We start from the raw sequence: 24,309 nt of genomic DNA, 5'->3' as shown, positions 1-24,309 counted from the left end.
TCACCCGCCGCCACCCCGTTTTTTGGACATTAACAGGTATCGTTAACACGTTCGTTATAAGACAGGAACTTATCACCTTCAATCCCGACAGGAGAACAACACATGGCCAAAATCAAGGTCGAAGGCAAGGTCGTCGAACTCGACGGCGACGAAATGACCCGCGTCATCTGGAAAGACATCAAGAATCGCTTGATCCTTCCGTACCTCGACGTGGATCTCGAATATTACGATCTCGGCATCGAAAACCGCGATGCTACCGACGATCAGGTGACCGTCGACGCGGCGAAGGCCATCCAGCGTGAGCATGTCGGCGTGAAGTGCGCCACCATCACGCCGGACGAGGCGCGTGTCAAGGAATTCGGCCTGAAGAAGATGTGGAAGTCCCCCAATGGCACCATTCGCAATATTCTCGGCGGAACCATTTTCCGCGAGCCGATCGTGATGAGCAACGTTCCGCGTCTGGTTCCCGGCTGGACCAAACCGATCGTGGTAGCCCGACATGCGTTCGGTGACCAGTATAAGGCCACTGATTTCAAGGTTCCGGGGGCAGGCACGCTCACCGTCACCTTCACTCCGGAAGATGGTTCCGAGCCGATCGAGCATGTCGTGTACAACTATGGCGCCGACGGCGGCGTGGCCCAGGTGCAGTACAACGTGAACGATTCCATCCGTGGTTTCGCCCGCGCCTGCTTTAACTATGGTCTGATGCGCGGCTATCCGGTATATCTTTCCACCAAAAACACGATTCTCAAGGCCTACGACGGCCAGTTCAAGGATACGTTCGCCGAAGTGTTCGAAAACGAATACAAAGACAAGTACGCCGCAGCGGGCCTGACCTATGAGCATCGTCTGATCGACGACATGGTGGCCAGCTCCCTCAAGTGGCATGGCGGCTACATTTGGGCCTGCAAGAACTATGATGGCGACGTGCAGTCCGATTCCGTGGCGCAAGGCTTCGGCTCTCTCGGCCTCATGACCTCCGTGCTCATGACCCCCGACGGCCAGACCGTCGAAGCCGAGGCCGCACACGGCACCGTGACCCGCCACTACCGCCGCTGGCAGAAGGGCGAGAAGACCTCCACCAATCCGATCGCATCGATTTTTGCTTGGACCGGCGGTCTCAAGCACCGCGCCGACTTGGATAACACTCCGGAAGTCAAGTATTTCGCCGAAACATTGGAGAAAGTCATCGTGTCCACCGTTGAAGGCGGCCAGATGACCAAGGATCTCGCCATGCTCGTCGGTCCGGATCAGGCCTGGCTTGACACCGAAGGCTTCATGAACGCTTTGGACGAGAATCTCGCCAAGGCTCTAGCTGAATAATTCTTAGCCGAATAACCTTTGGCTGAACGTCCAGCAGCAGGCTCAAAGGGCTGGATATGTATGGTTCACACGCATATCCAGCCCTTTTTGACGTCCAGATATTACAATCGGAGCTCAGCATAGGAATTATCATTCGATTTTCATGAAGGAAACGGCATGACACTGCACCGCACGACCGTGACGAAACGTCTGTTCGCACTGTTGGCATCGACCTCGCTCATCACGGCCATGGGCGCCTGCTCATCCGACAATGAAACGCAATCGCATGAAGCGGGCTCCACCGGCACCACCACTACCGTCGATGCCGGCAACGTGGTGATCTTCACCCCTTCGGATGGCATCACCATCTCCCAGCAGACGCCTTTGAGCAAATGGGAAAAACTAGTGCCGGAAATAGTCTCATCTTTGAAAGACAACGATGTCAAAGGCTCCAACATCACCGTCAAAACGGCGTCGAGCCTCGACAAGCAAAGCCAAAGCGTGCAGGATTATGTGGTGAACCACGTCAACAGCACCAGCGACGATGCGGATTCCTCAGACAAAACCACTCTGGTAGTGGCGCCGGTGGCCGACACCACCGAATCCGACCGCCAGTATGGAGACTACGCGTCGCACGCCATCACATGGAATGGGAACTCCTCCGACGAAGACGCCCAGGACTATGCCCAATCCGCGGAACGCTTGGTTTCCGCATTGCAGCTCGCTCAAAACGAGGGCATGAAAGTCGTGTTAGTGTCAAACACGCTGCAGGGTTTCACTCCGGATGTGTACGCACCGATGACCACGGCCGAGCAAGTCGGCCAACTGCAGGCCAAGCAGCTGGTCAGCAAGCTTGAACTCGCCAAAACCAGCTCCGACAATCCGAAGCATATCGAAGTGCTACTCCCCTACGATGCCGCCGATGAAAGCGGCAGCACAGCGGACGCGACTTTCGTGCAAGACGTGTTCAAAGGTATTTGGTCGGTGCTTGGACCGTATTTCAAAGACGGGAAGGCCGTTTCCCCGTCCGGCACGCTGACCTCGTCGAGCACGGAATCCGATTGGGTGTCTGTGGCGTTCGATGCGGCGAAAAGCGAGCGGGTCAAATCCACGCTCGCCGAACGTCTTGGCATGGACAAGGACACATCGCGTCATACCCGCATCGACGGTATCATCTCCTGCAATGATTATGTGGCCGGTTATGTTTCCGAAGAACTCAATGATCTTGGATACACCGGTTCGGCGGCCGACATCAACCCATCCATCACCATTTCCGGCATCGTAGACAATATCACCGGCAAGAAAGACTTGAAAAAACAGTCCGTTCCCGATCCTGCGCAGGCGCCTGAATCCGATGACGGCGATTCCGATACGGAGGATACCAGCGATTCCCTTGACGAGCAGAACTCGCAATGGCCGATCATCACCGGTTACGGCGCCTACGTCAGCTCCATACCGAATATCGTGAACGGCAAACAGTGGATGACCGCTTTGGAAAATCGCAAGATCTTGGCATCCGACATCGCACAGACCTGCGTGCAGCTTAACACGTCGGGCAAGCTTGCGAAGCTGACGTTCATCTCATCCGTCGCCATGGAAAACAAGAAAGTGCCGACCATCCAAGAAGAGGCGCTAGCGGTCAGCGCCAGCAATCTGAAGAAAACGCTGATCGAACCGGGATATATCTCGCTTGCCGAAGCAGGGCTGTAATCCAGCTGATACGAGATAATCCGGATCATCAAACATACGAAATCCGAACAAGAAATATAAAAAGCTGGTTTCCGTCGTAACAATTCGACGGAAACCAGCTTTTTATATTGCAGTCAACGCTTTTTTTGCGATAATTGGCGCTTACTTGTTCTTTGGAACGTAGATGACTGTGTCGATCAGCGTGCGGTAATGGTCGACCACCGCCTGACGGCGTGCCTTCATGCTTGGCGTGACCAAGCCGTTTTCTTCGGTGAATTCGTCCGGCACGATTTCGAACTTACGGATCGATTCGGCGCGGGATGCGAGCTCGTTGGCTTTGTTGACGGCACGTTCCACTTCGGCGTGCACAATCGGATTGCGGGAGGCCTCCTCGAGGGATACTACGCATTCCGCGCCCTTCGACGCAAGCCATGCGTTCGTTTCGCCAAGATCCAACGAAATGATGGCCGCGATGAACGGCTTGCGGTCGCCGATCATCACGCATTGGCTCACCACGGGCGACGTCATGATCGACGCTTCCATCTCGCATGGGGAGACGTTCTTGCCGCCGGCGGTGATGATGAGGTCCTTCTTACGTCCGACGATGGAGACGAAGCCTTCATCGTCGATGGAACCAAGATCACCGGTATGTAGCCAGCCGTCGACGATTTGCTGCTTGGTGACGTCGGGATTGTTATGGTAGCCAGCGCATACGGCCGGACTCTTGATGCACAATTCGCCTTCATCGTCGACACCCATGGTCACGCCCTGCAGCGGCAGTCCGATGGTGCCAATCTTGTATCCGGAAGTCGGATTGACGCTTGACGGAGCGCAGGTTTCGGTCATGCCGTAGCCTTCCAGCAGCGGCAATCCGACGCCATTGAAGAAATGAGCGATGGATGAATCAAGCGGAGCGCCTCCAGAAACCGCATATTCCACATGACCGCCGAACACGTCCATGATCGAGGCGTACACCAGCTTGTTGTACAACGCATGCTTGAGATTCAAGACGACCGGAATGCCTTCGCCTGACTGCTGCGCATGCGACCAGTCGCGCGCCGCCTGCGTGGCACCTGCGAAAATACGTCCTTTGAGGCCGGCTCCGGCCTTCTGCGACGCCGCATTGTAGATCTTTTCGAAGATTCGCGGCACGGCAAGGATGAACGTCGGCTTGAACGCCTTGAAATCAGCCAGGATCGTCTTCAGGTTGCCGGACAGGCCAAGCGAAACATTGCCGGCGAAGCAGAAGAACTGCATGTAGCGGGCGAACACATGCGCCAGCGGAAGAAACAGCAGCAGACGACGGTTCGGCTTCATCGCGATATCGGGCATGGAGTTGATGCCCGAATAGGTGATGAACACGAAATTAGAATGGGTGAGCTCAATGCCTTTTGGCGTTCCTGTGGAGCCGGAGGTGTACACGATGGTGGCGAGGTCCGAGCCTTTGACTGCATGTTCGCGCTCTTGGAATTCGGCGTCGGACACGGCATGGCCGTATTCGATCATTGTGTCGATCGCGCCAAGTCTGATGACATAGACGTCACCAAGATCGGAGCATTCGCTCCTGACGGATTCGATCTTGTCGCGCTGCGCGTCATCTTCCGCGAACGCCATTTTGACGTTGGCGTCGTTGAAGATCATTTTGACTTGCGCGGGCGAATTCGTCTCGTACACGGGGACGGTGAGCGCGCCGATCGACATGATCGCCACGTCGAGCGCAGTCCACTGCCAGCAAGTGTGGGCGATGATGGACACCGAGTCGCCGGGCATGATGCCCTGGGCGATCAGGCCTTTGGCGATGGCGATGACCTTGTCTCGGAACTCGATGGCACTGAACGACGTCCACTCGCCATGCTCATTCTTGTATTCGACCAAGGAATCGTTCGGAGTACGGTTCGCTCGTTCCTCAAGCACCGAAAAAATATTTTTGTCTGTGTCAATCTGCTGTTCCAAAGGCCGCGTGTATTCCTTGTACATGGCATTTCTCCCCTGCGTAATCGTCGTACATGCAGCATCATAGCCTGAGAGCTTCACTTTTTTTCGGCGAGGCCACGACGTATGGACAAAACCGATGGTTCTGTCGACTCCTGTTTCATAGAACTTTCAATCCGATTCGCACCGTCCGGGTTTTGCTTTCCGGATCGGTGTATTGCCGTCCTTCCGATTTGATTCCCCAATGCAGGCAATGATCGTTACAATGGTCAGATTCGCCCTCCACATGCGCGAAACGCTCCCCTTTCGCAACATGTGCGCCGACATCGCGTTCCGCCTTGGCTGGTTCGAACGTCGAGGTCAGTCCGGAAAGGCTGCCTCCATGCCGTATGGTGACCACGGCTTTGCCTCCCACGCTGCCACTGAAGGCGATCACGCCGTCCGCTGGCGCGATAATGGCTTCCTGAGGGTCTGCGCGCAGGTCAAGGCCCCGATGTCCTGGAAGCCACTGTTGTTTCGGCGCGTCATACTTGCCAACTATCTGCACGCCGTTCAACGGCCATCGCATCAGGGCTACGCAGGATCCGGACGCGCTACCAGAATTCGTTTTCGCATATGTCGGTTCAGCCGACCATAGGCAGCACAAGAGCAGCATGACGCACGCCAGCGCGCATACGACCATGATTTGGCGCAACTGCTGGCGAATGCGTTTCTTTTCCTCTTGGACGATTCTGTTCCGTTGAATTCGTCGACGATATTCATGTTCGTTCATGACGGCTCCTTCGCATTGCTACGTTGCTGTGTCGCTTTATTGCTTTGTTACGCTGTGCTGCGGTGAATTGCCAGCATGACAGTATGGTGATTGATTGTCCAGCTGAAACGGCCCTGTGGTCGGAGGATGGGTTATCCACAGGCTCCGTGGCGTGTCGCGGCATACGATGGAACGCATGAGCGATAACACGTCACAGCGCAAAGCGTTGCAGCAGCTGGAAAGCGAGTCCGACTACGATCGGATCACCTACTATCAGAAGCCTTTTATGGTGCTGTGGGCGGCCGTGCAGGAGGCATCAAGCGAATTGCAGGACGATTACGCGCTCTCCCCCGAACTGGCGCAGTTGTGGGTTGCCGAGCAGATTCGCAAGGTGTCGGACTCGCTGGTGGATCGTCTTGCGGAAACAGCTTTGGCCCATGGCGAATCGAAATCGAATGTGGCGCGTGCGGCCGGCGCGAGTCCCGCCAATGCCTTGCGACGCTTCCCTCGACTCAAAGCCGATGGATCGCACGAGCGCACGCTAATTGACGACGTGCTTGATTCGTTGGAGTAACAAAAAAGCCCTTGATTTCCAAGGGCTTTCATATGGCTCCTGCGACTGGGCTTGAACCAGTGACCGTCCGATTAACAGTCGGATGCTCTGCCAACTGAGCTACGCAGGAATATTTTTCCCGTTTTAAGTCTTCTCCTGAAAAAAATCAGGAAAACTCCTAAAACTGCGCTCCTGCGACTGGGCTTGAACCAGTGACCGTCCGATTAACAGTCGGATGCTCTGCCAACTGAGCTACGCAGGAATGTGCTTCCCGTACGGAATTGCTTCCGTGCACAAGTCACATATATTACACGCTTCGCACGTCTTCGCAAATCGAGTGTCGCACCGCGTGTCGCGACATCACCACTCGAGTTCCGCTATGTCCATCGGATGCTCGTTGACGTCGACGGCGGTGACCTTGCCATCATGCATGTGGATCACACGATCCGCGATTGGCGCGATTGCTGAATTATGGGTCACGATCACCACGGTTGCGCCTTTCTTACGGCTCATATCCTGCAGGATCTGCAGCACCTGCTTGCCGGTGTTGTAATCCAACGCGCCAGTCGGCTCGTCGCACAGCAGAATCTTCGGATTCTTCGCAACGGCACGGGCGATGGCCACGCGCTGCTGTTCGCCGCCGGAAAGCTGCGCGGGAAAATTGTCGACACGATCGCCAAGACCAACATCTTCCAACACTTTGACGGCATCCTGCGCGTCGGAAACAATCTGCGAAGCGAGTTCGACGTTTTCCTTCGCGGTCAAATTCGCCACGAGATTGTAGAACTGGAACACGAAGCCGATGTCCGTTCTGCGGTAAGCCGTCAACTGTTTCGGAGAGTAGTTGGAAATGTCACGCCCGTCGATGACCACTCTGCCCTCGGAATTTGTGTCCATGCCGCCTAGAATGTTCAGCACCGTCGACTTGCCTGCGCCCGAAGCGCCCAGAATAATGGCCAATTCGCCTTTCTCAATGCCGAAGTTCACATCGTCGTTCGCGGTAATGGTGGTGGAACCCATTTGGTAACGCTTGTAACTGTGCTGCATTTCGATATATGCCATATCAGCCTCCATTCCACGCCGAAAAACCCTTGACTCCCAATATTACGACTACAGTAGGGATTGTTGCTCATAAACAACGAGGAAGGGAACGTTATGGACATCGCCGATGACGCCGACCGTTTGCAGACACTACTGTACAGCGCTTACGACTCCGATACCGTGCGCGAGCTGGAACGTCCGCTGCTTGACGACGGCGTGCCTCTGATGCGCATGGCCGCTTCGGCGGCGGCCCACGTGACCATGACACTGCTCGACGACGAGGATCTCGCCGTCGAGGATGCTCGCGTGACCCTGCTGGTAGGCGCGGGAGACAATGGCGGAGACGGCCTGTATGCCGGCGCGGAATTGGCAAACGAAGGCGCGCACGTCACTGCGATCGCCGTGGGTCGCTCCCTGCACGAGGAGGCTTTCAGCGCGTTTGTGCACGCCGGAGGCCGCGTTCTCGCACTCGACCCAGCCGCGGAAATACCCGGATGCGCCACGGGTTTTTCCGCGGGCGAAGCCGGAGAACGACTGCAGGCCGCCGTCGAATACGCCCAAGGATCCCATGTAATCATCGACGCGATGACCGGCATTGGCGTAAGTGGCGCGTTGCGTGGCATCGCAGGCGCTATCGCATCCTCCTTGGGATTCGATAGCGAACTACCCGACAGGCCCGCCTTACCGAACAATGAACCCTCCTCCGATCTGCCGCTTGTCGTGGCGATCGACACACCGTCCGGCGTTGGCGTGAATGATGGTTCGCTGCCGGGACCGTATATTCCGGCCGACGTTACGGTGACGTTCGGCGCGATGAAGCCGTGCGCGATGGTGCCGCCCGCCTCGTATGCATGCGGACACCTCACTTTGGTCGATTTCGGTTTCGATATCGATGATTGCGTTCCCGCGACCGAAATGACGGATGGCGATTTCGTAACGGATTCGATCCGTCTACCGCAGCTTTCGGACGGCAAATATTCACGCGGAGTGGTCGGCTTAGTGACAGGTTCCGCACGTTACCCAGGTGCGGCCGTGTTGTCTTCCGCTGCCGCCGCACGAACCAACACAGGCATGGTGCGTTATCTTGGCCCACAACGCGCGCAGGATATGGTGCTTTCCTCGTTGCCTGAGGCGGTGATCGGCAAGGGACGCGTCCAATCGTGGGTGGTTGGCTCCGGCGTTCCCGCAGGCGATGACGAAGCGTCCGACTCCGACTTCCAGCGCGAAACCATAGCCGCGCTGCTGAAGCACTATGCGCTGCCACAAGAAACCGGCCTTGGCGACGATGCCGATGCCAGGCATGCGAGCGCACTGGATATGCCACCAATCGTGGTGGACGCCGGAGCCTTGGATTTACTACCAGATAAGGTGCCGCCTCAGGTGGTCGTCACCCCGCACGCCGGAGAGCTGGCCCGCATGCTGACTCGGCTGGGCGAAAACGAAGTAGGCGTCGACGAGGTGCGGGCGCAGCCGCTTGCCTGCTCCCGCAAACTCCGTGAGCTGACCGGTGCGACCGTGTTGCTGAAGGGCGCGGTGACCATGGTGGTGGGCGCTGATGGCGAGAGTAATGAGCGCGTGATTCTTTCCGGTCGCGCACCGGCATGGATGTCGACCGCAGGATCGGGTGACGTGCTCGCCGGCATGTTGGGAGCCCTGCTCGCGCAACAGGACGACATGCTTGCTGAGGATCCGGCATTGGTTCCCGAGGTCGTGGCTGCCGGTGCCTACATGCATGGTCTTGCGGGAGCGATCGCATCGCAATCCGAACAGCGCGGATGGCATCGTCCGCAAATCTACGGTCATTCCAAAAAGCAGCATTTCGGAGAAATCGGCCATCCAATCATCGCCAGCGATATTATCGGCGGTATTCAGCCTGCATTTTTACAATTACTTTAATTGTGCAACAAATTTACTGAATACCAGCCCCAACGTTGGTTACTTTGCGTTACACTGACGTTGCCAATCCGTATTTTGCAGGAAGGATTTTCATGACCTCCCCCAGTGCCAACGTCACCGATGTAGTCTTTGATTTTTGCGGCGTGCTCATAGACTGGCAGACGCGCGCATGCCTTGAAGGCAGGTACCCCCAAGTAGTTGTGGACCGTATTTGCGCAGATAATGATCCCTGCGGTTTCTACGATTATGAGGATCGTATGGACCATGGCGAAGATTTCGAAAACATTTATCCCGACGTGGTACGCGAGCAGGGTGAGGAGATCGCTGAAATTTTCCGCGATTACATCGAACGCTATGGCGATGCGCTCCCCCGCATGATTCCGGATATGGAACAGCTGCTTCGTGATTTGAAGGCTGCAGGCTACGGCGTGTGGGGGTTGACGAATTGGTCGCACGAGACGTTCCATTTCGCTTTCGAAAGGTTCCCTCAGCTGGAGGAGTTGTTGCAAGGCACGGTGGTGTCTGGTGTGGAGAAGATGCACAAGCCGAATGCCGACATCTACGAACTGGCACTGAGCCGTTTCAATCTCAGGCCGGAATCCAGCGTGTTCTTCGACGACACCGCGAAGAACGTCACTGGCGCACAGGCCGTGGGCATGCATGCGTTCCGCTTTACTAACGCCGATCAGGCTCGCCGCGATCTGAAATCTTTGGGCATGGATTTCTGACTTTTTTCAAAACGAACACTTGAATTAGCAAAGAGGGCGGATCACACGCATGTGAACCGCCCTCGACCATTGGACTGAAGAAATTCAGATTCGATTCCTTCACTGTTTGCAATTGGTTCTCCTGAGTCCGTTCATTAAACTTTTCCAGATTGCCAACGTTGCATATCGACTGGTTGTGTCGGAGCGTCAGCGTCCCAGTTGCTTTAACGTCACTGCGAATTCCGGCTGCGGCGGAACAACAGGTAGCTGTACGCATAAGGAACGAGCGCTGCGCCAACCGCTATCGTCACAATAATTGCAGCCATGAGCATGTCACCCACAGGCACGACAGAGCTGACAACGCCCGCTACGACCAATAACACTCCCAACACCATGAAAGAGATGCCACCTACACGCTGCGTACGCTTCCAATTGTTCTCATCAGCCAAAGCCCAAGGCGTTCTGATGCCGAAAGTGTAATTCTGGCGCATGCGCGGAAGGTAATTGCCTAAGCCGACGAACAGCGCTCCCAGCACCACGCTGATGATAAGTCCAACAGGACCACCAGTAGCCGGGATCACACCAAATGCGGTGGCTTCGGTGAACCATGTGGCACCGCACATGATGAGCGTGAACGCGATGACGAATCCACGATACAGTCCGCTGGCCTTCATGTAGTTTTCTCCCTTGGGATCCATCTTCGGGATGACGAGGAAAAGCCCCAAGCACAGCAACGGCAATATATCAAGAATCAATGTTACGGCACGCGGACCGTAGCCATTGACCGAACCATCGGCACCCCAGTGAATCGGCACGTTTTCGGGAAGCCGACTGTAACAAGCAAGATGTGCGATGATGTTGACTACACACAGTGCAACGAGTGTAATGCACAGATTGCGTCCGATCGGGGCGATCTTCTCCCTCGAATCAGTCTTGTTCTTGTCTTCGGCATTGTTGATGTTGTTATCGAAAGCTTTTTTGGAATCGTTCAGGTTGTTCCCGCACATAAGACCCTCCTTTATTTATTGCCTGTTTGATCATTCGCTTGATTGACGTTTCCGTCGCTGTCCATGAATCCCATGAACCATCCGATCAGATCCTGCATCACCGTGGTGTTGAGACTGTAGATGATGTTCTGCCCGTGCCGTTCGTCGGTTACTAGTCCCGCGGTTTTCAACGTGGTCAGATGGTGGCTGATCGACGGTTTGCTCATGTTGAATTGTTCCGCGAGTTCACCAGCCGTCATGTCACGTTCACGCAGTAATTCCAAAATGCGCCGTCGCGTGGGATCGGAGAGCGCCTTGAATCCCTCTCCTGCCATGCATTCCTCCTTCACTTTACAATGTTTAAATGTTTTCTTATTTAGATAATTATCTAAATATCTACTGCGGACATGTATGCGTTACGTTTCGCGCGTTATGGTGGGAAGCATGATTGATTGGAGCAGCTAGGACTGAGTTTTAAAGAAAAAGGCGCGCCTTGCCCGTGTGGTGGAGCAATGGTGCGCCCGGCATCTCGCTTGACAGTCGCAAATTATGGGATTGTGGATCTGTCATAACGACTAGTTCACGATGATTCGACCTGTTTTAACGGTTGGTCGATAGTGATTTGTTTTACTGCTTTTGGTCGTAGGGTGGGTTGATCATGCGGTCACGCCAATAGTAGACGTCATCATGTTCGCCGATTTCGCGATACACCTTGCATGGCTGTCCGAATGCGACCACATTGGCGGGAATGTCTTTGGTAACCAGCGAGCATGCGCCAATCACCGAATTGTCGCCAATGGTGACGCCGGGAAGCACGGTAACGTTGGCGCCCAACCACACATTACGTCCGATGACGACCGGCAGAGAATACTGTGTGACCTTCTCGCGCAGGTCAGGACGAATCGGATGGCCGGTGGTAATGATAGTGCAGTTCGGGCCGATCATGGTATGTTCGCCGATATGCACTTCACCATCATCAACCAGCGTGAGGTTGAAATTGGCGTAAGCATGCGCACTGAAATACGTGTTGCATCCCCAATTGGCATGCAACGGCGGTTCGATATAAGCGTCCTCGCCGAATTCGCCAAGCAGTTGGCGTGCGATTTCGTTGCGTTGCGTCATTTGGCTGGGGCGGGTTGCGTTGAAGTCGTACAGCAGTTCCATCTGTTCCTGCTGCGCTTTGATCATCTCTTCGTCATCGCAGGTGTAGATCAGTCCGGAATTCATGGTGTCAAGCACTCGTTGCGGCACAGTCATGGCAGCCTCCTTGCAGTCGTTCATGTCCATTGCGATTGTATACGAACACAACGCAACTCATGCCGTGATTCCGCATGCCTTTCGCGATTCTCTGCACAATCATTGAATGCGCGTCTGCCAATATCGGAACGCCATGCAGCGTCATTCATTCCCATTTATTCCAGCATTGAAAACTCTGCTGCGGATGGACGGAAGTACGTTGTCAACCAGGCGGATGGAGTGCGTCGCGTTCGTGGGTGGTGGGATAGCATATTGTTAGTTTTGTCGTTTTTGATTGTTAATCGCAAGTCAATAGTCAAAGGAGAATCATGGCATATTCCAAGAATGCACCGTTCCGCGCCGATGTGGTCGGTTCTTATCTGCGTCCGGACGAACTCAAGCAGGCTCGCGCAGATTATGCTGCAGGTATTATTGATGCCGCTGGGTTGAAGGCTGTCGAAGACAGGCTGATCACTGATCTGGTTGCCAAGCAGAAGGCCGCTGGCCTGCATGTCATCACCGATGGTGAATTCCGTCGCGGCTGGTGGCATTTCGATTTCATGTGGGGCTTCAATGGCGTGGACCATGTCGCCGCCGCCCATCGCGTTGCCTTCCATGACGAGGTCACTCCTGCCGACACTGCCACGGTGACCGGCAAGCTCGACGGACACAATCATCCGTTCGTGGAGCATTTCAAGTTCATCAAGCAGTTTGAAGATGACAATACCGTAGCTCGTCAGACCATGCCTTCCCCAGCGCAGACCCGTTTCGTGCTTACCGGCAACAAGAACGCCTACCCGTACGACGAGTTCTACAAGGATGACGGCGAGCTGACCGCGGATATTGTGGCCGCATATCGTCAGGTCATCGCCGACCTGTATGCTGCCGGCTGCCGTAACGTGCAGTTCGACGATTGCACGTGGACCCGCCTGTGCGACAAGAGCGTGCGTGAGCGTCTCGGCTGGAGCGACAAAGATGCGGCTCGCCTGCAGCAGGAGAATCTCGACGTGATTAACGCGGTGATCGCTGACCAGCCTGACGACCTGGTGATCAACACTCATATCTGCCGCGGTAATTTCCATTCCACATGGCTGTCATCCGGCGGTTACGCTCCGGTCGCAGCCAAGCTGTTCGGCGAAGAGAACGTGGATGCCTACTATCTGGAGTTCGACGACGACCGTTCCGGTGACTTTGCGCCACTGGCTGAGGTTGCCGGTGATAAGCAGGTTGTGCTTGGCCTCGTCACCTCCAAGAGGTCGGAACTTGAAGATCCGGAAACGATCAAGGCTCGCATCTACGAAGCGGCCCAGTATGTGCCGTTGGAGCGTCTGTGCCTGTCCACCCAATGCGGTTTTGCCTCCACTGAGGAAGGCAACAAGCTCACTGAGGAGCAGCAGTGGGCTAAGATCGCACTCGTAAGGTCCATCGCCGAAGAAGTCTGGGGCGAATAATCCAAGCCAATGCCCGGTACGACCAGCTTATGCCATGGTCGCACCGGGCATTGTGTTATTCGATGATGTGGACGCGGAGCATTGGGCGAAACGTATAATACGGAACAGCAATCGCGAAATCATAACATCGCAGACAGGGGAAGCTATGAGAAAAGTGGCTTTTATTTGCGTGCATAATTCATGCCGCAGCCAGATTGCCGAAGCGTTGGGAAAGCATTTACGCGGAACCGATTTTGATTTTTATTCCGCAGGTGCGGAAACCAAGCCGCAGATCAATCAGGATGCCGTACGACTCATGAGAGAGCTTTACGGCATCGACATGGAGAAAACGCAATACTCCAAACTGATTTCGGATATTCCAAAACCTGATATCACGATTTCCATGGGCTGCGACGTGGGATGCCCCTATATCGGCAAGGCTTTCGACGATAATTGGAATCTGCCAGATCCAACCGGGCAAAACGATAAGGCTTTCATTGACGTCATCCGTCGCATCGAAAAAAACATCATGAAGCTCTAAAGGGTCTTGACCAGCATCCGTTCGACGCCAACCAAGAACCTGCCAAAGCATTTTAGGTGAGCACCATCGTATTGCGATGAAGGTGTCGGCATAGTCGTGCGGATGGTCGGCGACTTCCATGGCACTGACCATGCCTCCCTGGCTGCATCCCATGAGGAACAGGTGCTTTTGGTCGACAAATGATAGTTCGCGTATGCCTGATACGACCATTTGCAGATCGGCTTGTTCAGTGAGTACCGACGTGTCGAGCATGCCGCCGTATTGAACGCCCTTTCACCACATTGAAACATCACCCAGTTTGCCTAGTTTGTCTGTTGCAGCCTTGGCTTCCGACACGATCAGCGGGCAGCCAAAATTTGCCAACGTGATTTGGTAAGAATATTCACGTGCCCGACACGCACCTCATGCATAAGAGGCACCGGCACCTCATCACACGTGTGATGATAGACAAAACCAACCTTCTCCTGCACCCGCTTCGACTTCAGATTGCCGTCATAATAGCCGCACCAAATCGCACTCATACCAAGATCAACAAAACCATGACGGATAATCTCCTTGGCCGCCTCCGGCATATAACCCCTCCCCCAGAAAGGCTTGCCCAACCAGTAACCCAACTCACACTCATCATCACGATCCGTCATATCCGTATGACCATTAAGCTTTAACTCAATCGAGCCAATGGGGTTATTGCTGCCGCGCTCGCAAATCGCGCAGCATTCCTTGCCATTGAGCACATGACGAATCGTATTGAGACTTTCTTCTTTCGATCGGTGTGCGGGCCAGCCCGCGATAGGTCCGATATCCGGATCTTTCGCATAGACGTACAAGCTTTCCGCATCTGTTTCAGTCCAAGCCCTCAATGTCAGCCGTTCCGTCTCCAACATGTAGTCAACCTCTTTCATACGCAATGCATTGAACTGAGGTATAGCTTAGCCTGCAAGGAGAGTTTTGCCGTGAAATGCGCGGTGGGGCGTGATACGGATGAAGACGATGCATGCGAAAGTGACGACGGGTCTGACTCACCTATGGGCTTCGGCGAAAGGCTACGTCCAGTGCAGGGCGTAGGTTCGTAGCCAACACCTAAAGCAGGGGGGCTCCTCAACGGAGCTGAGATAGGCGAATGCCTGACCCTTTGAACCTGTTGGTTAACACCATCGTAGGGAGCGAAGAATGAGCGTCATCGTGCACACGCATTTCCAGCGTCAATCGGCATCCGTAAAAGTCAACGCAACAGACGCGTCGGCAAAACAACCTGCATCGCGAAATCATCAAGCGTAATTTCGCTTTCTATCCCGTGTATCCAAGAATACGAGGCATGTCAGCGTATCCATTTACTGACGGAATCAAATTTTCCCAACCCAAAACAGCATAATCAAGGGGGAATCATGAACAATTATCCGTATGCGTCGATGCGAGACAGCTTCGACCTGAGCGCCTATTTTGTGGTAGGCCCACAGGATTGCAAAGGTCGACCGATCACCGACGTCATCGATGACGCATTGCGCGGGGGCGCAAGCTTTATCCAACTGCGCGCCAAAGACGCCGACGCGAAGGACCTTACCGACATGGCGCGTGATATCGCGCAAATCATCGAAGACAACAACAAGTCAGATTCCGTGGCATTCGTGATCGACGACCGCGTGGATGTGGTCTGGCAGGCCCGCAGCAAAGGCATCAAGGTTGACGGCGTGCACATCGGACAGACCGATATGGAACCGCGTGAAGCCCGCACGCTGCTCGGCGAAGACGCCATCGTGGGATTGTCGGCGGAGACAGAAAGCCTGGTCAGACTCATCAACGAATTGCCCAATGGCTGCATCGACTATATCGGTGCGGCGCCGCTGCATGTTTCCGTCACCAAGCCGGAAGCGTCCGTAGGCGGCAATGACGGTTCCGGTCGCACGCTTGACAAAGAGCAGATCAACACCATTTGTTCAGCCAGTGGTTTTCCGGTAGTGGTAGGCGGTGGCGTGACCGCAGATGATATGGAAATGCTGGCGCGTTCAAAGGCGGCAGGCTGGTTCGTGGTGTCCGCGATTGCAGGAGCCGATGATCCGGAAGCCACAACCCGCGATATGGTAACGCGTTGGAAAGCCGTACGTGGCGACACGAAGCACGGATACGCACCGCGCATGAAAGCCCAGAACACAGCGGAAATCAGCCCTAGCAACGCAGCCGACGGCGCATCCGGTGAAAAGAAGTTCACCAATGCGAAGGAAGCCAAGGCCGCATCCAAGCTCGCCAAGCAGCAGCGCGTCGACATTGCCGCACGCGATTCCAAACAGCGCGACAAAGCGCATATCCGCAAAACCACGCCGGTACATTTCGAAAACGAATTCGGCTCCTACGATCTGGAAGTGCCATACACCGAAATCAAACTGTCTGACACTCCTGGCGTCGGACCGAACGCGCCATTCAAGGACTACAACACCGAAGGACCGAAATGCGATCCGAAAGAGGGACTCGCTCCCCTGCGTTTGGATTGGATTCTTGACCGCGGTGACGTCGAAGAATACGAGGGACGTCGACGCAATCTGGAAGATGACGGCAAACGCGCCATCAAGCGTGGCAAGGCTTCCAAGGAATGGCGCGGCCGCCAGCATAAGCCGATGAAGGCCAAGGATCATCCGGTGACGCAAATGTGGTACGCGCGCCACAACATCATCACGCCGGAAATGCGCTATGTAGCGGAACGCGAGCATTGCAGCGTGGAACTGGTGCGCAGCGAACTGGCCGCAGGACGTGCCGTCATGCCTTGCAATATCAACCATCCTGAGGCTGAGCCCATGATCATCGGCTCGAAGTTCCTTACCAAGCTCAACGCCAATATGGGCAATTCGGCGGTCACTTCGTCTATTGACGAGGAGGTGGAGAAGCTCACGTGGGCCACCAAGTGGGGTGCTGACACCGTAATGGATCTGTCTACCGGCAACGACATTCACACTACGCGTGAATGGATTCTACGCAACTCCCCCGTGCCGATCGGCACCGTGCCAATGTATCAGGCACTCGAAAAGGTGGAGGATGACGCTTCCAAGCTCAGCTGGGAACTGTTCCGCGACACGGTGATCGAGCAGTGCGAGCAGGGTGTGGACTATATGACGATTCATGCCGGTGTGCTGCTGCGTTTCGTGCCATTGACGGCGAACCGCATGACGGGCATCGTTTCGCGTGGCGGTTCGATTATGGCTGAATGGTGTTTGCAGCATCATCAGGAAAGCTTCCTGTATACGCATTTCGACGAATTGTGTGAAATCTTCGCCAAATACGATGTGGCGTTCTCACTGGGTGATGGACTTCGTCCGGGATCGCTTGCCGATGCGAACGATGCGGCACAGTTCGCCGAACTGATGACTTTGGGCGAGCTTACCCAGCGCGCATGGGAACACGACGTGCAGGTGATGATCGAAGGACCTGGCCATATTCCGTTCGACACCGTGCGCATGAACATCGAAATGGAGAAGGCGATCTGCAAGGATGCGCCGTTCTATACGCTTGGACCGCTCACCACTGACACCGCTCCCGGCTACGACCACATCACGTCGGCGATCGGCGGTGTGGAAATCGCCCGCTATGGCACTGCAATGCTGTGTTATGTGACGCCGAAGGAACATCTTGGATTGCCGAACAAGGACGATGTGAAGCAAGGTGTGATCGCATACAAGATCGCCTGCCATGCGGCTGATATCGCCAAGCATCATCCGCATGCCATCGACCGTGACAATGCCATAAGCAAGGCACGCTTCGAATTCCGTTGGCTTGACCAGTTCAACCTGAGCTACGATCCGGACACCGCCATCGCGTTCCATGATGATACTTTGCCGGCCGAGCCTGCGAAAATGGCGCATTTCTGTTCGATGTGCGGTCCGAAGTTCTGCTCCATGGCCATCAGTCAGAATATTCGCAAAAAGTTCGGCAATGCCGAATCACAAGAGAAGCTTGTGGCCGACGCACAAACCATTGCCGCCGGCATGCAGGAAATGAGCGAGCGTTTCCGCGAACAGGGAGGCCATCTGTATCAGTAGGCTGATCAGCAAGCCGAATCGGTAAGGCCGAACGGTAATCGGTTGCAATAAGCGGGATTGTCAGCTTTTTAAGAAGGCCGGCAATCCCGCTTATTCGATTATTGACATTGACATGCTGCCGGCACTGTTGTTGATTCGCTGCGGTCGGCAGTCCACTATCCAGACAAGAGGGTATAAGCACTCCCCCACGGTCAGCACATGACTCTAACCTGAGTTTATGACTCTTCTTCAGCTGAAATATATTGTGAAAATCGTGGAATGCGGTTCCATGAACGAAGCCTCGCACGAACTGTACGTGTCACAGCCCGCGTTGAGCTCATCTGTGAAGGAACTCGAGAACGAGCTTGGCATCGAGATCTTCACCCGCTCGTCGCAAGGCATCGCCTTGACCGTGGACGGAGCGGAATTCCTCACCTACGCGCGCCAGGTGCTCGACCAGGCGTCGCTGCTCGAAGAACGTTACAAGAACGCGAAGCCACGCAAGCAGCTGTGCTCCGTGTCCACACAGCATTACATGTTCGCCGTCGAAGCGTTCGTGGAAATGATCAACTCCATCAAATCCGATGAATACGAGTTCACCATTCGTGAGACGCGCACCAAAGACATCATCAACCAAGTGGCGAACATGCTTTCCGAAATCGGCATCATCTACCTGTCCGATTTCAATAAAGACGTGATCGGCAAGATGTTGCGCGAAAAGCATTTGGAATTCCATCCACTGTTCCGTGCTCCATTGCATGTGTTCATTTCACGCAACAATCCGCTGGCTGGCAAGAAAAAAGTCACGATGGACGACTTGAAGCCGTTCCCGTTCATCCAGTACGAGCAGGGCGAGGAAGGCAGCTTCTTCTTCGCCGAAGAGGCGGTCTGGCCGGAATACTCCCCCAAGCAGATCAACGTGACCGACCGTGCGACGATTCTGAACTTCATCATCGGTCTGAACGGCTACACCGTGTGCACCGGCATTGACAACGGCGATCTCAACAATGAGAAAATCGTGACCGTGCCGCTTGACACCGATGAGACCATGTTGGTCGGCTGGATCACGAACGAGCGTGCGAAGCTGTCGAAGGCCGCGGAAAACTATTTGGAGAAGCTCAAGTCGGTGGTGACCGACCATGGATACAACCTTATCGACTGAATGCACTGATCGACCGGATGCACTCTGATATGAGATGTGAAAAGTGCCTCGCACCGATGCTTTCGATTGGTGCGAGGCACTTTTTTATGTGCTCGACTATAGGATTCGCCTATACGATTCACCTATAGAATTCAGGCGCCATACTGCTCCAGATAGGCGTCGGCAGCAGCCTTGATCTCGTCGGTCACGTACGCGGTACCGTCAGCGGTTTCGATATGCTGTCCGGCCTCAAAGATCTCACGCACGTTGGCGATGGCGAACACCGGGAAGCCGAACTCTGCTTCGACGGCCTTCACCGCGGACGTGTCGGAATTCTTGGTCTTTTCCATACGATCCACGGAAAGCACCAAGCCGACAACCTCAACATTCGCTTCGGCCTTGAGCTTGGGAATGACCTCGCGTACTGCGGTGCCTGCGGTCATCACATCGTCGACGAGCAGCACCTTCATGCCGTCGGTCAGCTGGGTGCCGACCATCATGCCGCCGTCGCCATGATCCTTCTTCTCCTTGCGGTCGAAGGTGTAGCCGACTTCCATACCGTGGTCGGAAGTCAGAGCGATCGCGGTGGAGACGCCCAGCGGAATGCCCTTGTAGGCAGGACCGAAAATGGTGTCGATGTCGTTCGGCAGATTGCCTGCTTCGATTTCCGCAGCGATCTTCTCCGCGTAGAAGGCGCCGAGCGTGGCGATCTTACGTCCGTCATTGAATGCGCCGGCATTGATGAAATACGGTGACTTGCGGCCGGACTTAAGCGTGAACTCGCCGAATTTCAGCGCCTGTGCGTCCAGCAGGAACTTGGTAAAACGGTGGTCGAGGGATTCAGTCATGTCATGCTCCTTTGATGAATGATCGAGGTCAGCGCCAAGTTTCGCCCTTGGCAAGCTTGTCTGCGAGTTCGGGACGTGCGTCGAGCAGATCGTCGAGTTCACGGGCCACACGCAATGGTGCGGTCGGTTCGAACAGCGCGGCCGCGCCGACTTCCACGGCGTTCGCTCCGGCATACAGGTATTCGAGCGCCTTCTCGCCGGAATCGACGCCGCCGATGCCGATGATCGGAATGTCCGGCAATGCGGAACGGGTCTTCCACACGGCCACGAGACCCATCGGCAGCACGGCCGGTCCGGAAACACCGCCGGTCACATGGTCGATGATCGGCTCGCCGGTACGAATGTTGATGCGCATGCCGAGCAGCGTGTTGATCATGCTCAGCGCGTCGGCGCCGCTTTCCACGGCCGCGCGGGCAGGCACGGTGATGTCGGTGACGTTCGGCGTAAGCTTGACGATCATCTTCTTATCGGTGAGCTTGCGCAGTCGGGTGATCAGACGGCTCAATGCCACCGGATCTGTGCCGACGCTCATGCCTCCGGCTGACACATTCGGGCAGCTCACGTTGATTTCCAGCATATCTGCAGGAGAATCGTTCAGCTTGGATACGACTTCGATGTAGTCGTCATCGCAGTGGCCGGCCACATTGGCGATGACCGTGGCATTGATGGCTTTGAGCTTGGGCAGGTCGTCTTCCAGATAATGATCCACGCCCGGGTTCTGCAGTCCGACCGCGTTGATGTTGCTGGATGGGCCTTCGGCGGTACGAACGCCGGGATTGCCCTCCCACGGCACCGGAGAGACGCCCTTGGTGGTGACCGCGCCCAGTTGGCTCACATCGTAGAACCAGCGAACCGCCGCATACTGGAAGGTGCCGGAAGCCGTGGCGACCGGATTCTTCCACGGCACGCCCGCCACCTGCGTGGGATGCTTCCATTCGTACGGGCCGTACAGGTTCTCATGCTGGGTATTGTCGCTCATCTCATTCACCCCATCCCAAACGTTCGCGAGTAAAGACCGGACCGTCGGAACAGACCTTCAAACGTCCATCCAATGTGTCGACCGTGCACAGCACGCATGTGCCATAGCCACAACCCATGCGCTGTTCCAAGCTCAGCTGGCATGCCATGTCACGCTTTGCAGCCCATGCGGCCACGGCCTTCATCATCGGTAGAGGACCGCAGGTCAGGATCACCGGCTTGAGCTCGCCACCAAGCAGTTCGCCTTCGATGCGATCAAGCAGGGTGATCACATTGCCTTCGCTCTCGTCGATGCTGTACACCTTGTCGGCATACTTGCCCACGTATTCGTCACCGAAATGCACGTTACGGTAGCCGAACACCGCAGTACTGGCCGCGCCTTCGACACCGGCGATATGCTGCGCCGCGCATACGAGCGGAGGCACACCCAAGCCGCCGGCAACCAGCACATAATTGGCGGGCTCCTTGGTTTTGAACGAATTGCCGAGCGGACCCATCACACGAATGGTGTCCCCCGGCTTCAGCTGTGCGAATTCGGCGGTACCTTTGCCCACCACGGCGAACATGAGGCTGACTTCATCGCCGTTGGTTTCGCACACGCCGAACGGACGCGGCATCAGCTTGCTTGGATCATTGGAATATACGTCGACGAACTGCGCCGGTCTGGCATGGCTGGCGATGTATTCGTCACGGAACGTCAAACGGTACACGCCGTCGGTCAGTTCCTGATTGTCAACGACCTCGACTTCATGCCGGCTTGGAAAAAAGCCTGCCGAAGTCGCCTCGGCAACGGTCGGAACGAACGTTGTTGCGGTGGTCATGAACTCCCTCTCTATTACGTTCGATGGTTGATGGTTGTTTTTTGAGATTGAACAGTTGGCCAGTCGGCAGGTTACGGCAGGACTGCACGCAGATTGTCACGCATGTCTTTGGCTGCTTCACGCGCCGATTCGGCGACCAGGTCCAAAGCATCGTCGGCGCTCATGGATTCGGAATACTTACCGGACTTCTTCCATGCTCCGATAATGCCCCGGGACGAGTTGACGAGAGCACCCATACCGTCGCGGTCGAACATGCCGGCCACACCCTGCGCGGTACCGCCCTGTGCACCGTAGCCCGGCACTAGGAAGAACGTGTGCGGCATACGTGCGCGCAATGCCTTGCCTTCCTCCGGGTGGGTGGCTCCGACCACCGCGCCAACGTGTGAATAGCCGTTCTTGCCAATGGTTTCCGCTCCCCAGCTTTCCACCAGATCGGCAACATGCTCGTATACGCGTTCGCCAGAAGCGAGTTCAAGTTCCTGCAGTTCGCTGCTGGACGGGTTGGAGGTGCGCACAAGCACGAAGATGTCTTTGTCGTTGGCGGTGGCAGCGTCGACGAACGGCGTGATGCCATCGGTGCCGAGGTATGGGTTCACGGTCACCGCATCCTCATGCCATGGATCGTAGGCGGTGTCGCCCAATCCTACACCGCTGAGGTGATGAGCATATGCGGCTGCGGTAGAGCCGATGTCTCCGCGCTTGACGTCGCCGAGCACATACAATCCCTGCTGCTTGGCGTATTCGCAGGTCATAGTGTAGGCGTCGATACCTGCCGGACCGAGCGCCTCATACATGGCGATCTGCGGTTTAACCGCAGGCACGATGTCTGCGACGGCGTCGATGATGGCGCGGTTGAATTCGAAGAAGGCCACGGAAAGCTGCATGGCAGGTGCCTCCGCCGGGTCTTCGACCTGTTCGTTGATTTCCTCGGCGAAGCTTGCAACGATTTGCGCTGGCACGAGCGCTTCAGTCGGGTCAAGTCCCACAACGCTCGGATTCTGCTTGTCTTCAATCGCTTCAATCAGACGATCCATCAATCCTCCTTATCGATACGGCTGAAGGCCAGCTTCGAACCGATGATGGTGGCGAGTGGACGGCCGGTGACCTGCCATCCGCCGAATGGGGTGTTTCGAGCCGAGGAATGGAATCGTTCAGGATCCACGGTCCATTCCTCGTTGGTGTTAAGCACTACCAGATCAACATTGTCGTCTGCCGGAACCTTGCCGAGGTCCAGCACACGTTTGGTGTCGTCGTCTCCCGGAACGGCGTCCGCGTATTCGTCCAGCACGGCCGTCAGGTCGGTCTTGTCGTGCCCCATAAGTTCGGCAGGCGCGGTCGACATGAGTTCGATCAAACGTTCGTCGGAAATGAAACCACCGTCCACAAGAATCTTGTGGCAGACGCCGTACGCGCATTCAAGGCCGATGATGCCGTTCGGAGCGTCAAGAAATCCGAGCTCCTTCTCTTCCATGGTGTGTGGCGCATGGTCGGTGGCCAGCAGATCGACGGTGCCGTCAGCTACGGCTGCGATGGTTGCCTTGCGATCCTCTTCGGAGCGCAACGGCGGATTCATCTTGGCAAGCGTGCCGTATTTCAACAACGCCTCATCGCACAGCGCAACATAATGCGGTGCGGTTTCGCACGTAATCGGCAATCCTTCAGCTTTGGCCTTGCGAATCGCGTCGAAGGAAATCGCAGTGCTGACATGCTGGAAGTGCACGTGTACGCCGGTCTTACGTGCCATCTCAATGTCACGTTCGACGATCTTCAGTTCGGTGTCTTCGGGAATGCCGGGAACACCCAGTTCTCGTGATACGGGACCTTCGTTGACCGCTCCGGTGTCGTGGTGTTCGCAATGCTCGATCAGGTACAAACCTGATTCCTTGACGTTGTCGAACACTTGGTCAAGGATTTCCGGTGTTACCGCGGAACCGTCATCGCTGATGGCGGTCACCGGGTGGGCCAGCTGGTAGGCATCCTTGTTGTCGTCATCGTGTTCCGGCAGATAGCCGATCCAGTCGGCCACGTCGGTCGCTTCCTTGCCTGCACGCCCTTTGGAAGCGCATACGCACAGGTTATAACGTACCGGCAAGGTCACATCATGGGCTTGTTCGTAATGCTGCAAATAGTCGATGACCGTGTCGAAACCGGCGTCGAGCACTTCGCTGGCACCCGGTTCCCCCGCCGTCACCTTCACGCCATCCATGGCGGGAACGGTGTTCGGCATGATAAGCACGTTCGTGTATCCGCCAGAGGCGGCGGCCGCGCAGCCGGAAACCATGGATTCCTTGTAGGTCTGGCCCGGATCGCGGAAGTGGACGTGGGGATCTTCGAATCCCGGGGCGATGGTCATGGCCGAAGCGTCCACCGTTTTATCAGCGTCGGATGGGACGATCAGGTCGATGACTTCACCGGTATTCCAAACCTTGATGTCGTGAAGGGTGAGAGTCATG

The 24,309-nt window shown here is 55.7% G+C and carries 21 protein-coding genes, 2 tRNA genes and 1 riboswitch; of the genes, 9 read left to right on the top strand and 14 right to left on the bottom strand.

What is annotated here, in order from left to right; genetic code table 11:
* Positions 1-102 precede the first annotated feature (102 nt).
* Together CE153_RS06150 and CE153_RS06145 are read left to right on the top strand one after the other, a co-directional pair.
* Positions 103-1,323 (top strand): NADP-dependent isocitrate dehydrogenase, encoded by a 1,221-nt coding sequence (locus CE153_RS06150; protein ID WP_003834925.1) that lies wholly within the window; start codon positions 103-105, stop codon positions 1,321-1,323.
* 156 nt (positions 1,324-1,479) lie between these two features.
* Positions 1,480-3,012: a substrate-binding domain-containing protein gene (locus CE153_RS06145; RefSeq protein WP_099595572.1), complete on the top strand. Its 1,533-nt coding sequence runs from the start codon at positions 1,480-1,482 to the stop codon at positions 3,010-3,012.
* Between the two features lie 141 nt (positions 3,013-3,153).
* Here the strand turns inward: CE153_RS06145 and CE153_RS06140 are convergent, their stop codons facing one another.
* Both CE153_RS06140 and CE153_RS06135 read right to left on the bottom strand, forming a co-directional pair.
* Positions 3,154-4,968 (bottom strand): AMP-dependent synthetase/ligase, encoded by a 1,815-nt coding sequence (locus CE153_RS06140; RefSeq protein ID WP_099595571.1) that lies wholly within the window; start codon positions 4,966-4,968, stop codon positions 3,154-3,156.
* Positions 4,969-5,083: 115 nt separating this feature from the next.
* Positions 5,084-5,695: a M23 family metallopeptidase gene (locus CE153_RS06135; protein WP_099595570.1), complete on the bottom strand. Its 612-nt coding sequence runs from the start codon at positions 5,693-5,695 to the stop codon at positions 5,084-5,086.
* Between the two features lie 175 nt (positions 5,696-5,870).
* Here CE153_RS06135 and CE153_RS06130 point away from each other — a divergent pair, with 175 nt between their 5' ends.
* Entirely contained in the window at positions 5,871-6,248 is a 378-nt protein-coding gene (locus CE153_RS06130; protein ID WP_180753427.1) for a transcriptional regulator, read from the top strand.
* Between the two features lie 33 nt (positions 6,249-6,281).
* On the opposite strand, the gene CE153_RS06125 is transcribed toward CE153_RS06130, so the two are convergent.
* The 3 genes from CE153_RS06125 to CE153_RS06115 all read right to left on the bottom strand — a co-directional run bounded on the left by CE153_RS06125 (position 6,282) and on the right by CE153_RS06115 (position 7,289).
* Positions 6,282-6,357, bottom strand: a tRNA-Asn gene (locus CE153_RS06125).
* 59 nt (positions 6,358-6,416) lie between these two features.
* Positions 6,417-6,489 (bottom strand) — tRNA-Asn (locus tag CE153_RS06120).
* 98 nt (positions 6,490-6,587) lie between these two features.
* Positions 6,588-7,289 carry an ABC transporter ATP-binding protein gene (locus CE153_RS06115; protein ID WP_099572025.1) on the bottom strand — a complete coding sequence of 234 codons (702 nt, stop codon included), beginning with the start codon at positions 7,287-7,289 and terminating at the stop codon, positions 6,588-6,590.
* Between the two features lie 93 nt (positions 7,290-7,382).
* Here CE153_RS06115 and CE153_RS06110 point away from each other — a divergent pair, with 93 nt between their 5' ends.
* Positions 7,383-9,164 (top strand): bifunctional ADP-dependent NAD(P)H-hydrate dehydratase/NAD(P)H-hydrate epimerase, encoded by a 1,782-nt coding sequence (locus CE153_RS06110; RefSeq protein ID WP_099595569.1) that lies wholly within the window; start codon positions 7,383-7,385, stop codon positions 9,162-9,164.
* Between the two features lie 92 nt (positions 9,165-9,256).
* A complete protein-coding gene (locus CE153_RS06105; protein ID WP_099595568.1) occupies positions 9,257-9,892 on the top strand; it encodes an HAD family hydrolase in 636 nt (211 codons plus the stop codon).
* 209 nt (positions 9,893-10,101) lie between these two features.
* Here the strand turns inward: CE153_RS06105 and CE153_RS06100 are convergent, their stop codons facing one another.
* The 3 genes from CE153_RS06100 to CE153_RS06090 all read right to left on the bottom strand — a co-directional run bounded on the left by CE153_RS06100 (position 10,102) and on the right by CE153_RS06090 (position 12,138).
* A complete protein-coding gene (locus tag CE153_RS06100) occupies positions 10,102-10,878 on the bottom strand; it encodes an SdpI family protein (RefSeq protein WP_099595567.1) in 777 nt (258 codons plus the stop codon).
* Positions 10,879-10,889: 11 nt separating this feature from the next.
* Positions 10,890-11,192, bottom strand: a complete 303-nt coding sequence (locus CE153_RS06095) for an autorepressor SdpR family transcription factor (protein ID WP_033512869.1) — start codon at positions 11,190-11,192, stop codon at positions 10,890-10,892.
* 292 nt (positions 11,193-11,484) lie between these two features.
* Positions 11,485-12,138, bottom strand: a complete 654-nt coding sequence (locus CE153_RS06090) for a sugar O-acetyltransferase (protein ID WP_236824483.1) — start codon at positions 12,136-12,138, stop codon at positions 11,485-11,487.
* Positions 12,139-12,422: 284 nt separating this feature from the next.
* On the opposite strand from CE153_RS06090, the gene CE153_RS06085 reads away from it, so the two are divergent.
* Together CE153_RS06085 and CE153_RS06080 are read left to right on the top strand one after the other, a co-directional pair.
* Positions 12,423-13,544 (top strand): 5-methyltetrahydropteroyltriglutamate--homocysteine S-methyltransferase, encoded by a 1,122-nt coding sequence (locus tag CE153_RS06085; protein WP_099595565.1) that lies wholly within the window; start codon positions 12,423-12,425, stop codon positions 13,542-13,544.
* A 34-nt stretch (positions 13,545-13,578) separates the two neighbouring features.
* On the top strand, positions 13,579-14,064 hold the full coding sequence (locus CE153_RS06080; RefSeq protein ID WP_336595889.1) for an arsenate reductase/protein-tyrosine-phosphatase family protein: 486 nt from the start codon (positions 13,579-13,581) through the stop codon (positions 14,062-14,064).
* 338 nt (positions 14,065-14,402) lie between these two features.
* Here CE153_RS06080 and CE153_RS06075 read toward each other — a convergent pair whose 3' ends face one another.
* Positions 14,403-14,966, bottom strand: coding sequence for a GNAT family N-acetyltransferase (locus CE153_RS06075; RefSeq protein WP_099595563.1), 564 nt, complete (start codon positions 14,964-14,966; stop codon positions 14,403-14,405).
* 175 nt (positions 14,967-15,141) lie between these two features.
* Positions 15,142-15,244: riboswitch (TPP riboswitch) on the top strand.
* Between the two features lie 202 nt (positions 15,245-15,446).
* On the opposite strand from CE153_RS06075, the gene thiC reads away from it, so the two are divergent.
* A complete protein-coding gene (gene thiC, locus CE153_RS06070) occupies positions 15,447-18,089 on the top strand; it encodes a phosphomethylpyrimidine synthase ThiC (RefSeq protein WP_099595654.1) in 2,643 nt (880 codons plus the stop codon).
* Positions 18,090-18,306: 217 nt separating this feature from the next.
* Positions 18,307-19,230 carry a LysR family transcriptional regulator gene (locus CE153_RS06065; protein WP_099595562.1) on the top strand — a complete coding sequence of 308 codons (924 nt, stop codon included), beginning with the start codon at positions 18,307-18,309 and terminating at the stop codon, positions 19,228-19,230.
* Positions 19,231-19,361: 131 nt separating this feature from the next.
* On the opposite strand, the gene pyrE is transcribed toward CE153_RS06065, so the two are convergent.
* The 5 genes from pyrE to CE153_RS06040 form a co-directional block, all read right to left on the bottom strand.
* Positions 19,362-20,057, bottom strand: coding sequence for an orotate phosphoribosyltransferase (gene pyrE, locus CE153_RS06060; protein WP_099572017.1), 696 nt, complete (start codon positions 20,055-20,057; stop codon positions 19,362-19,364).
* 28 nt (positions 20,058-20,085) lie between these two features.
* Positions 20,086-21,036: a dihydroorotate dehydrogenase gene (locus CE153_RS06055; RefSeq protein WP_099572016.1), complete on the bottom strand. Its 951-nt coding sequence runs from the start codon at positions 21,034-21,036 to the stop codon at positions 20,086-20,088.
* Between the two features lies 1 nt (position 21,037).
* A complete protein-coding gene (locus tag CE153_RS06050; RefSeq protein WP_099572015.1) occupies positions 21,038-21,856 on the bottom strand; it encodes a dihydroorotate dehydrogenase electron transfer subunit in 819 nt (272 codons plus the stop codon).
* Positions 21,857-21,927: 71 nt separating this feature from the next.
* Positions 21,928-22,890 carry an orotidine-5'-phosphate decarboxylase gene (gene pyrF, locus CE153_RS06045; protein ID WP_099572014.1) on the bottom strand — a complete coding sequence of 321 codons (963 nt, stop codon included), beginning with the start codon at positions 22,888-22,890 and terminating at the stop codon, positions 21,928-21,930.
* Positions 22,890-24,308: a dihydroorotase gene (locus CE153_RS06040; RefSeq protein ID WP_099595561.1), complete on the bottom strand. Its 1,419-nt coding sequence runs from the start codon at positions 24,306-24,308 to the stop codon at positions 22,890-22,892. The genes pyrF and CE153_RS06040 overlap by 1 nt, the downstream gene beginning before the upstream one ends.
* Position 24,309: the final 1 nt, after the last annotated feature.

The sequence above is a fragment of the Bifidobacterium sp. N4G05 genome, from assembly GCF_002742445.1.
In the GTDB taxonomy this organism is placed as follows: domain Bacteria; phylum Actinomycetota; class Actinomycetes; order Actinomycetales; family Bifidobacteriaceae; genus Bifidobacterium; species Bifidobacterium hominis.
The sequence above is the reverse complement of the archived record's forward strand: the minus strand, read 5'-3'. Positions and strand labels throughout refer to the sequence as shown.

What these genes read in the sequence shown, in the direction of transcription:
- CE153_RS06100 (WP_099595567.1), bottom strand. Translation starts at nt 10,878, where the DNA reads ATGTGCGGGAACAACCTGAACGATTCCAAAAAAGCTTTCGATAACAAC.
- CE153_RS06090 (WP_236824483.1), bottom strand. Translation starts at nt 12,138, where the DNA reads ATGAACGACTGCAAGGAGGCTGCCATGACTGTGCCGCAACGAGTGCTT.
- CE153_RS06095 (WP_033512869.1), bottom strand. Translation starts at nt 11,192, where the DNA reads ATGGCAGGAGAGGGATTCAAGGCGCTCTCCGATCCCACGCGACGGCGC.
- CE153_RS06050 (WP_099572015.1), bottom strand. Translation starts at nt 21,856, where the DNA reads ATGACCACCGCAACAACGTTCGTTCCGACCGTTGCCGAGGCGACTTCG.
- CE153_RS06110 (WP_099595569.1), top strand. Translation starts at nt 7,383, where the DNA reads ATGGACATCGCCGATGACGCCGACCGTTTGCAGACACTACTGTACAGC.
- CE153_RS06085 (WP_099595565.1), top strand. Translation starts at nt 12,423, where the DNA reads ATGGCATATTCCAAGAATGCACCGTTCCGCGCCGATGTGGTCGGTTCT.
- CE153_RS06130 (WP_180753427.1), top strand. Translation starts at nt 5,871, where the DNA reads ATGAGCGATAACACGTCACAGCGCAAAGCGTTGCAGCAGCTGGAAAGC.
- pyrE (WP_099572017.1), bottom strand. Translation starts at nt 20,057, where the DNA reads ATGACTGAATCCCTCGACCACCGTTTTACCAAGTTCCTGCTGGACGCA.
- CE153_RS06075 (WP_099595563.1), bottom strand. Translation starts at nt 14,966, where the DNA reads ATGAAAGAGGTTGACTACATGTTGGAGACGGAACGGCTGACATTGAGG.
- CE153_RS06145 (WP_099595572.1), top strand. Translation starts at nt 1,480, where the DNA reads ATGACACTGCACCGCACGACCGTGACGAAACGTCTGTTCGCACTGTTG.
- CE153_RS06080 (WP_336595889.1), top strand. Translation starts at nt 13,579, where the DNA reads ATGGTCGCACCGGGCATTGTGTTATTCGATGATGTGGACGCGGAGCAT.
- CE153_RS06105 (WP_099595568.1), top strand. Translation starts at nt 9,257, where the DNA reads ATGACCTCCCCCAGTGCCAACGTCACCGATGTAGTCTTTGATTTTTGC.
- CE153_RS06065 (WP_099595562.1), top strand. Translation starts at nt 18,307, where the DNA reads ATGACTCTTCTTCAGCTGAAATATATTGTGAAAATCGTGGAATGCGGT.
- CE153_RS06055 (WP_099572016.1), bottom strand. Translation starts at nt 21,036, where the DNA reads ATGAGCGACAATACCCAGCATGAGAACCTGTACGGCCCGTACGAATGG.
- CE153_RS06150 (WP_003834925.1), top strand. Translation starts at nt 103, where the DNA reads ATGGCCAAAATCAAGGTCGAAGGCAAGGTCGTCGAACTCGACGGCGAC.
- pyrF (WP_099572014.1), bottom strand. Translation starts at nt 22,890, where the DNA reads ATGGATCGTCTGATTGAAGCGATTGAAGACAAGCAGAATCCGAGCGTT.
- CE153_RS06135 (WP_099595570.1), bottom strand. Translation starts at nt 5,695, where the DNA reads ATGAACGAACATGAATATCGTCGACGAATTCAACGGAACAGAATCGTC.
- CE153_RS06040 (WP_099595561.1), bottom strand. Translation starts at nt 24,308, where the DNA reads ATGACTCTCACCCTTCACGACATCAAGGTTTGGAATACCGGTGAAGTC.
- CE153_RS06140 (WP_099595571.1), bottom strand. Translation starts at nt 4,968, where the DNA reads ATGTACAAGGAATACACGCGGCCTTTGGAACAGCAGATTGACACAGAC.
- CE153_RS06115 (WP_099572025.1), bottom strand. Translation starts at nt 7,289, where the DNA reads ATGGCATATATCGAAATGCAGCACAGTTACAAGCGTTACCAAATGGGT.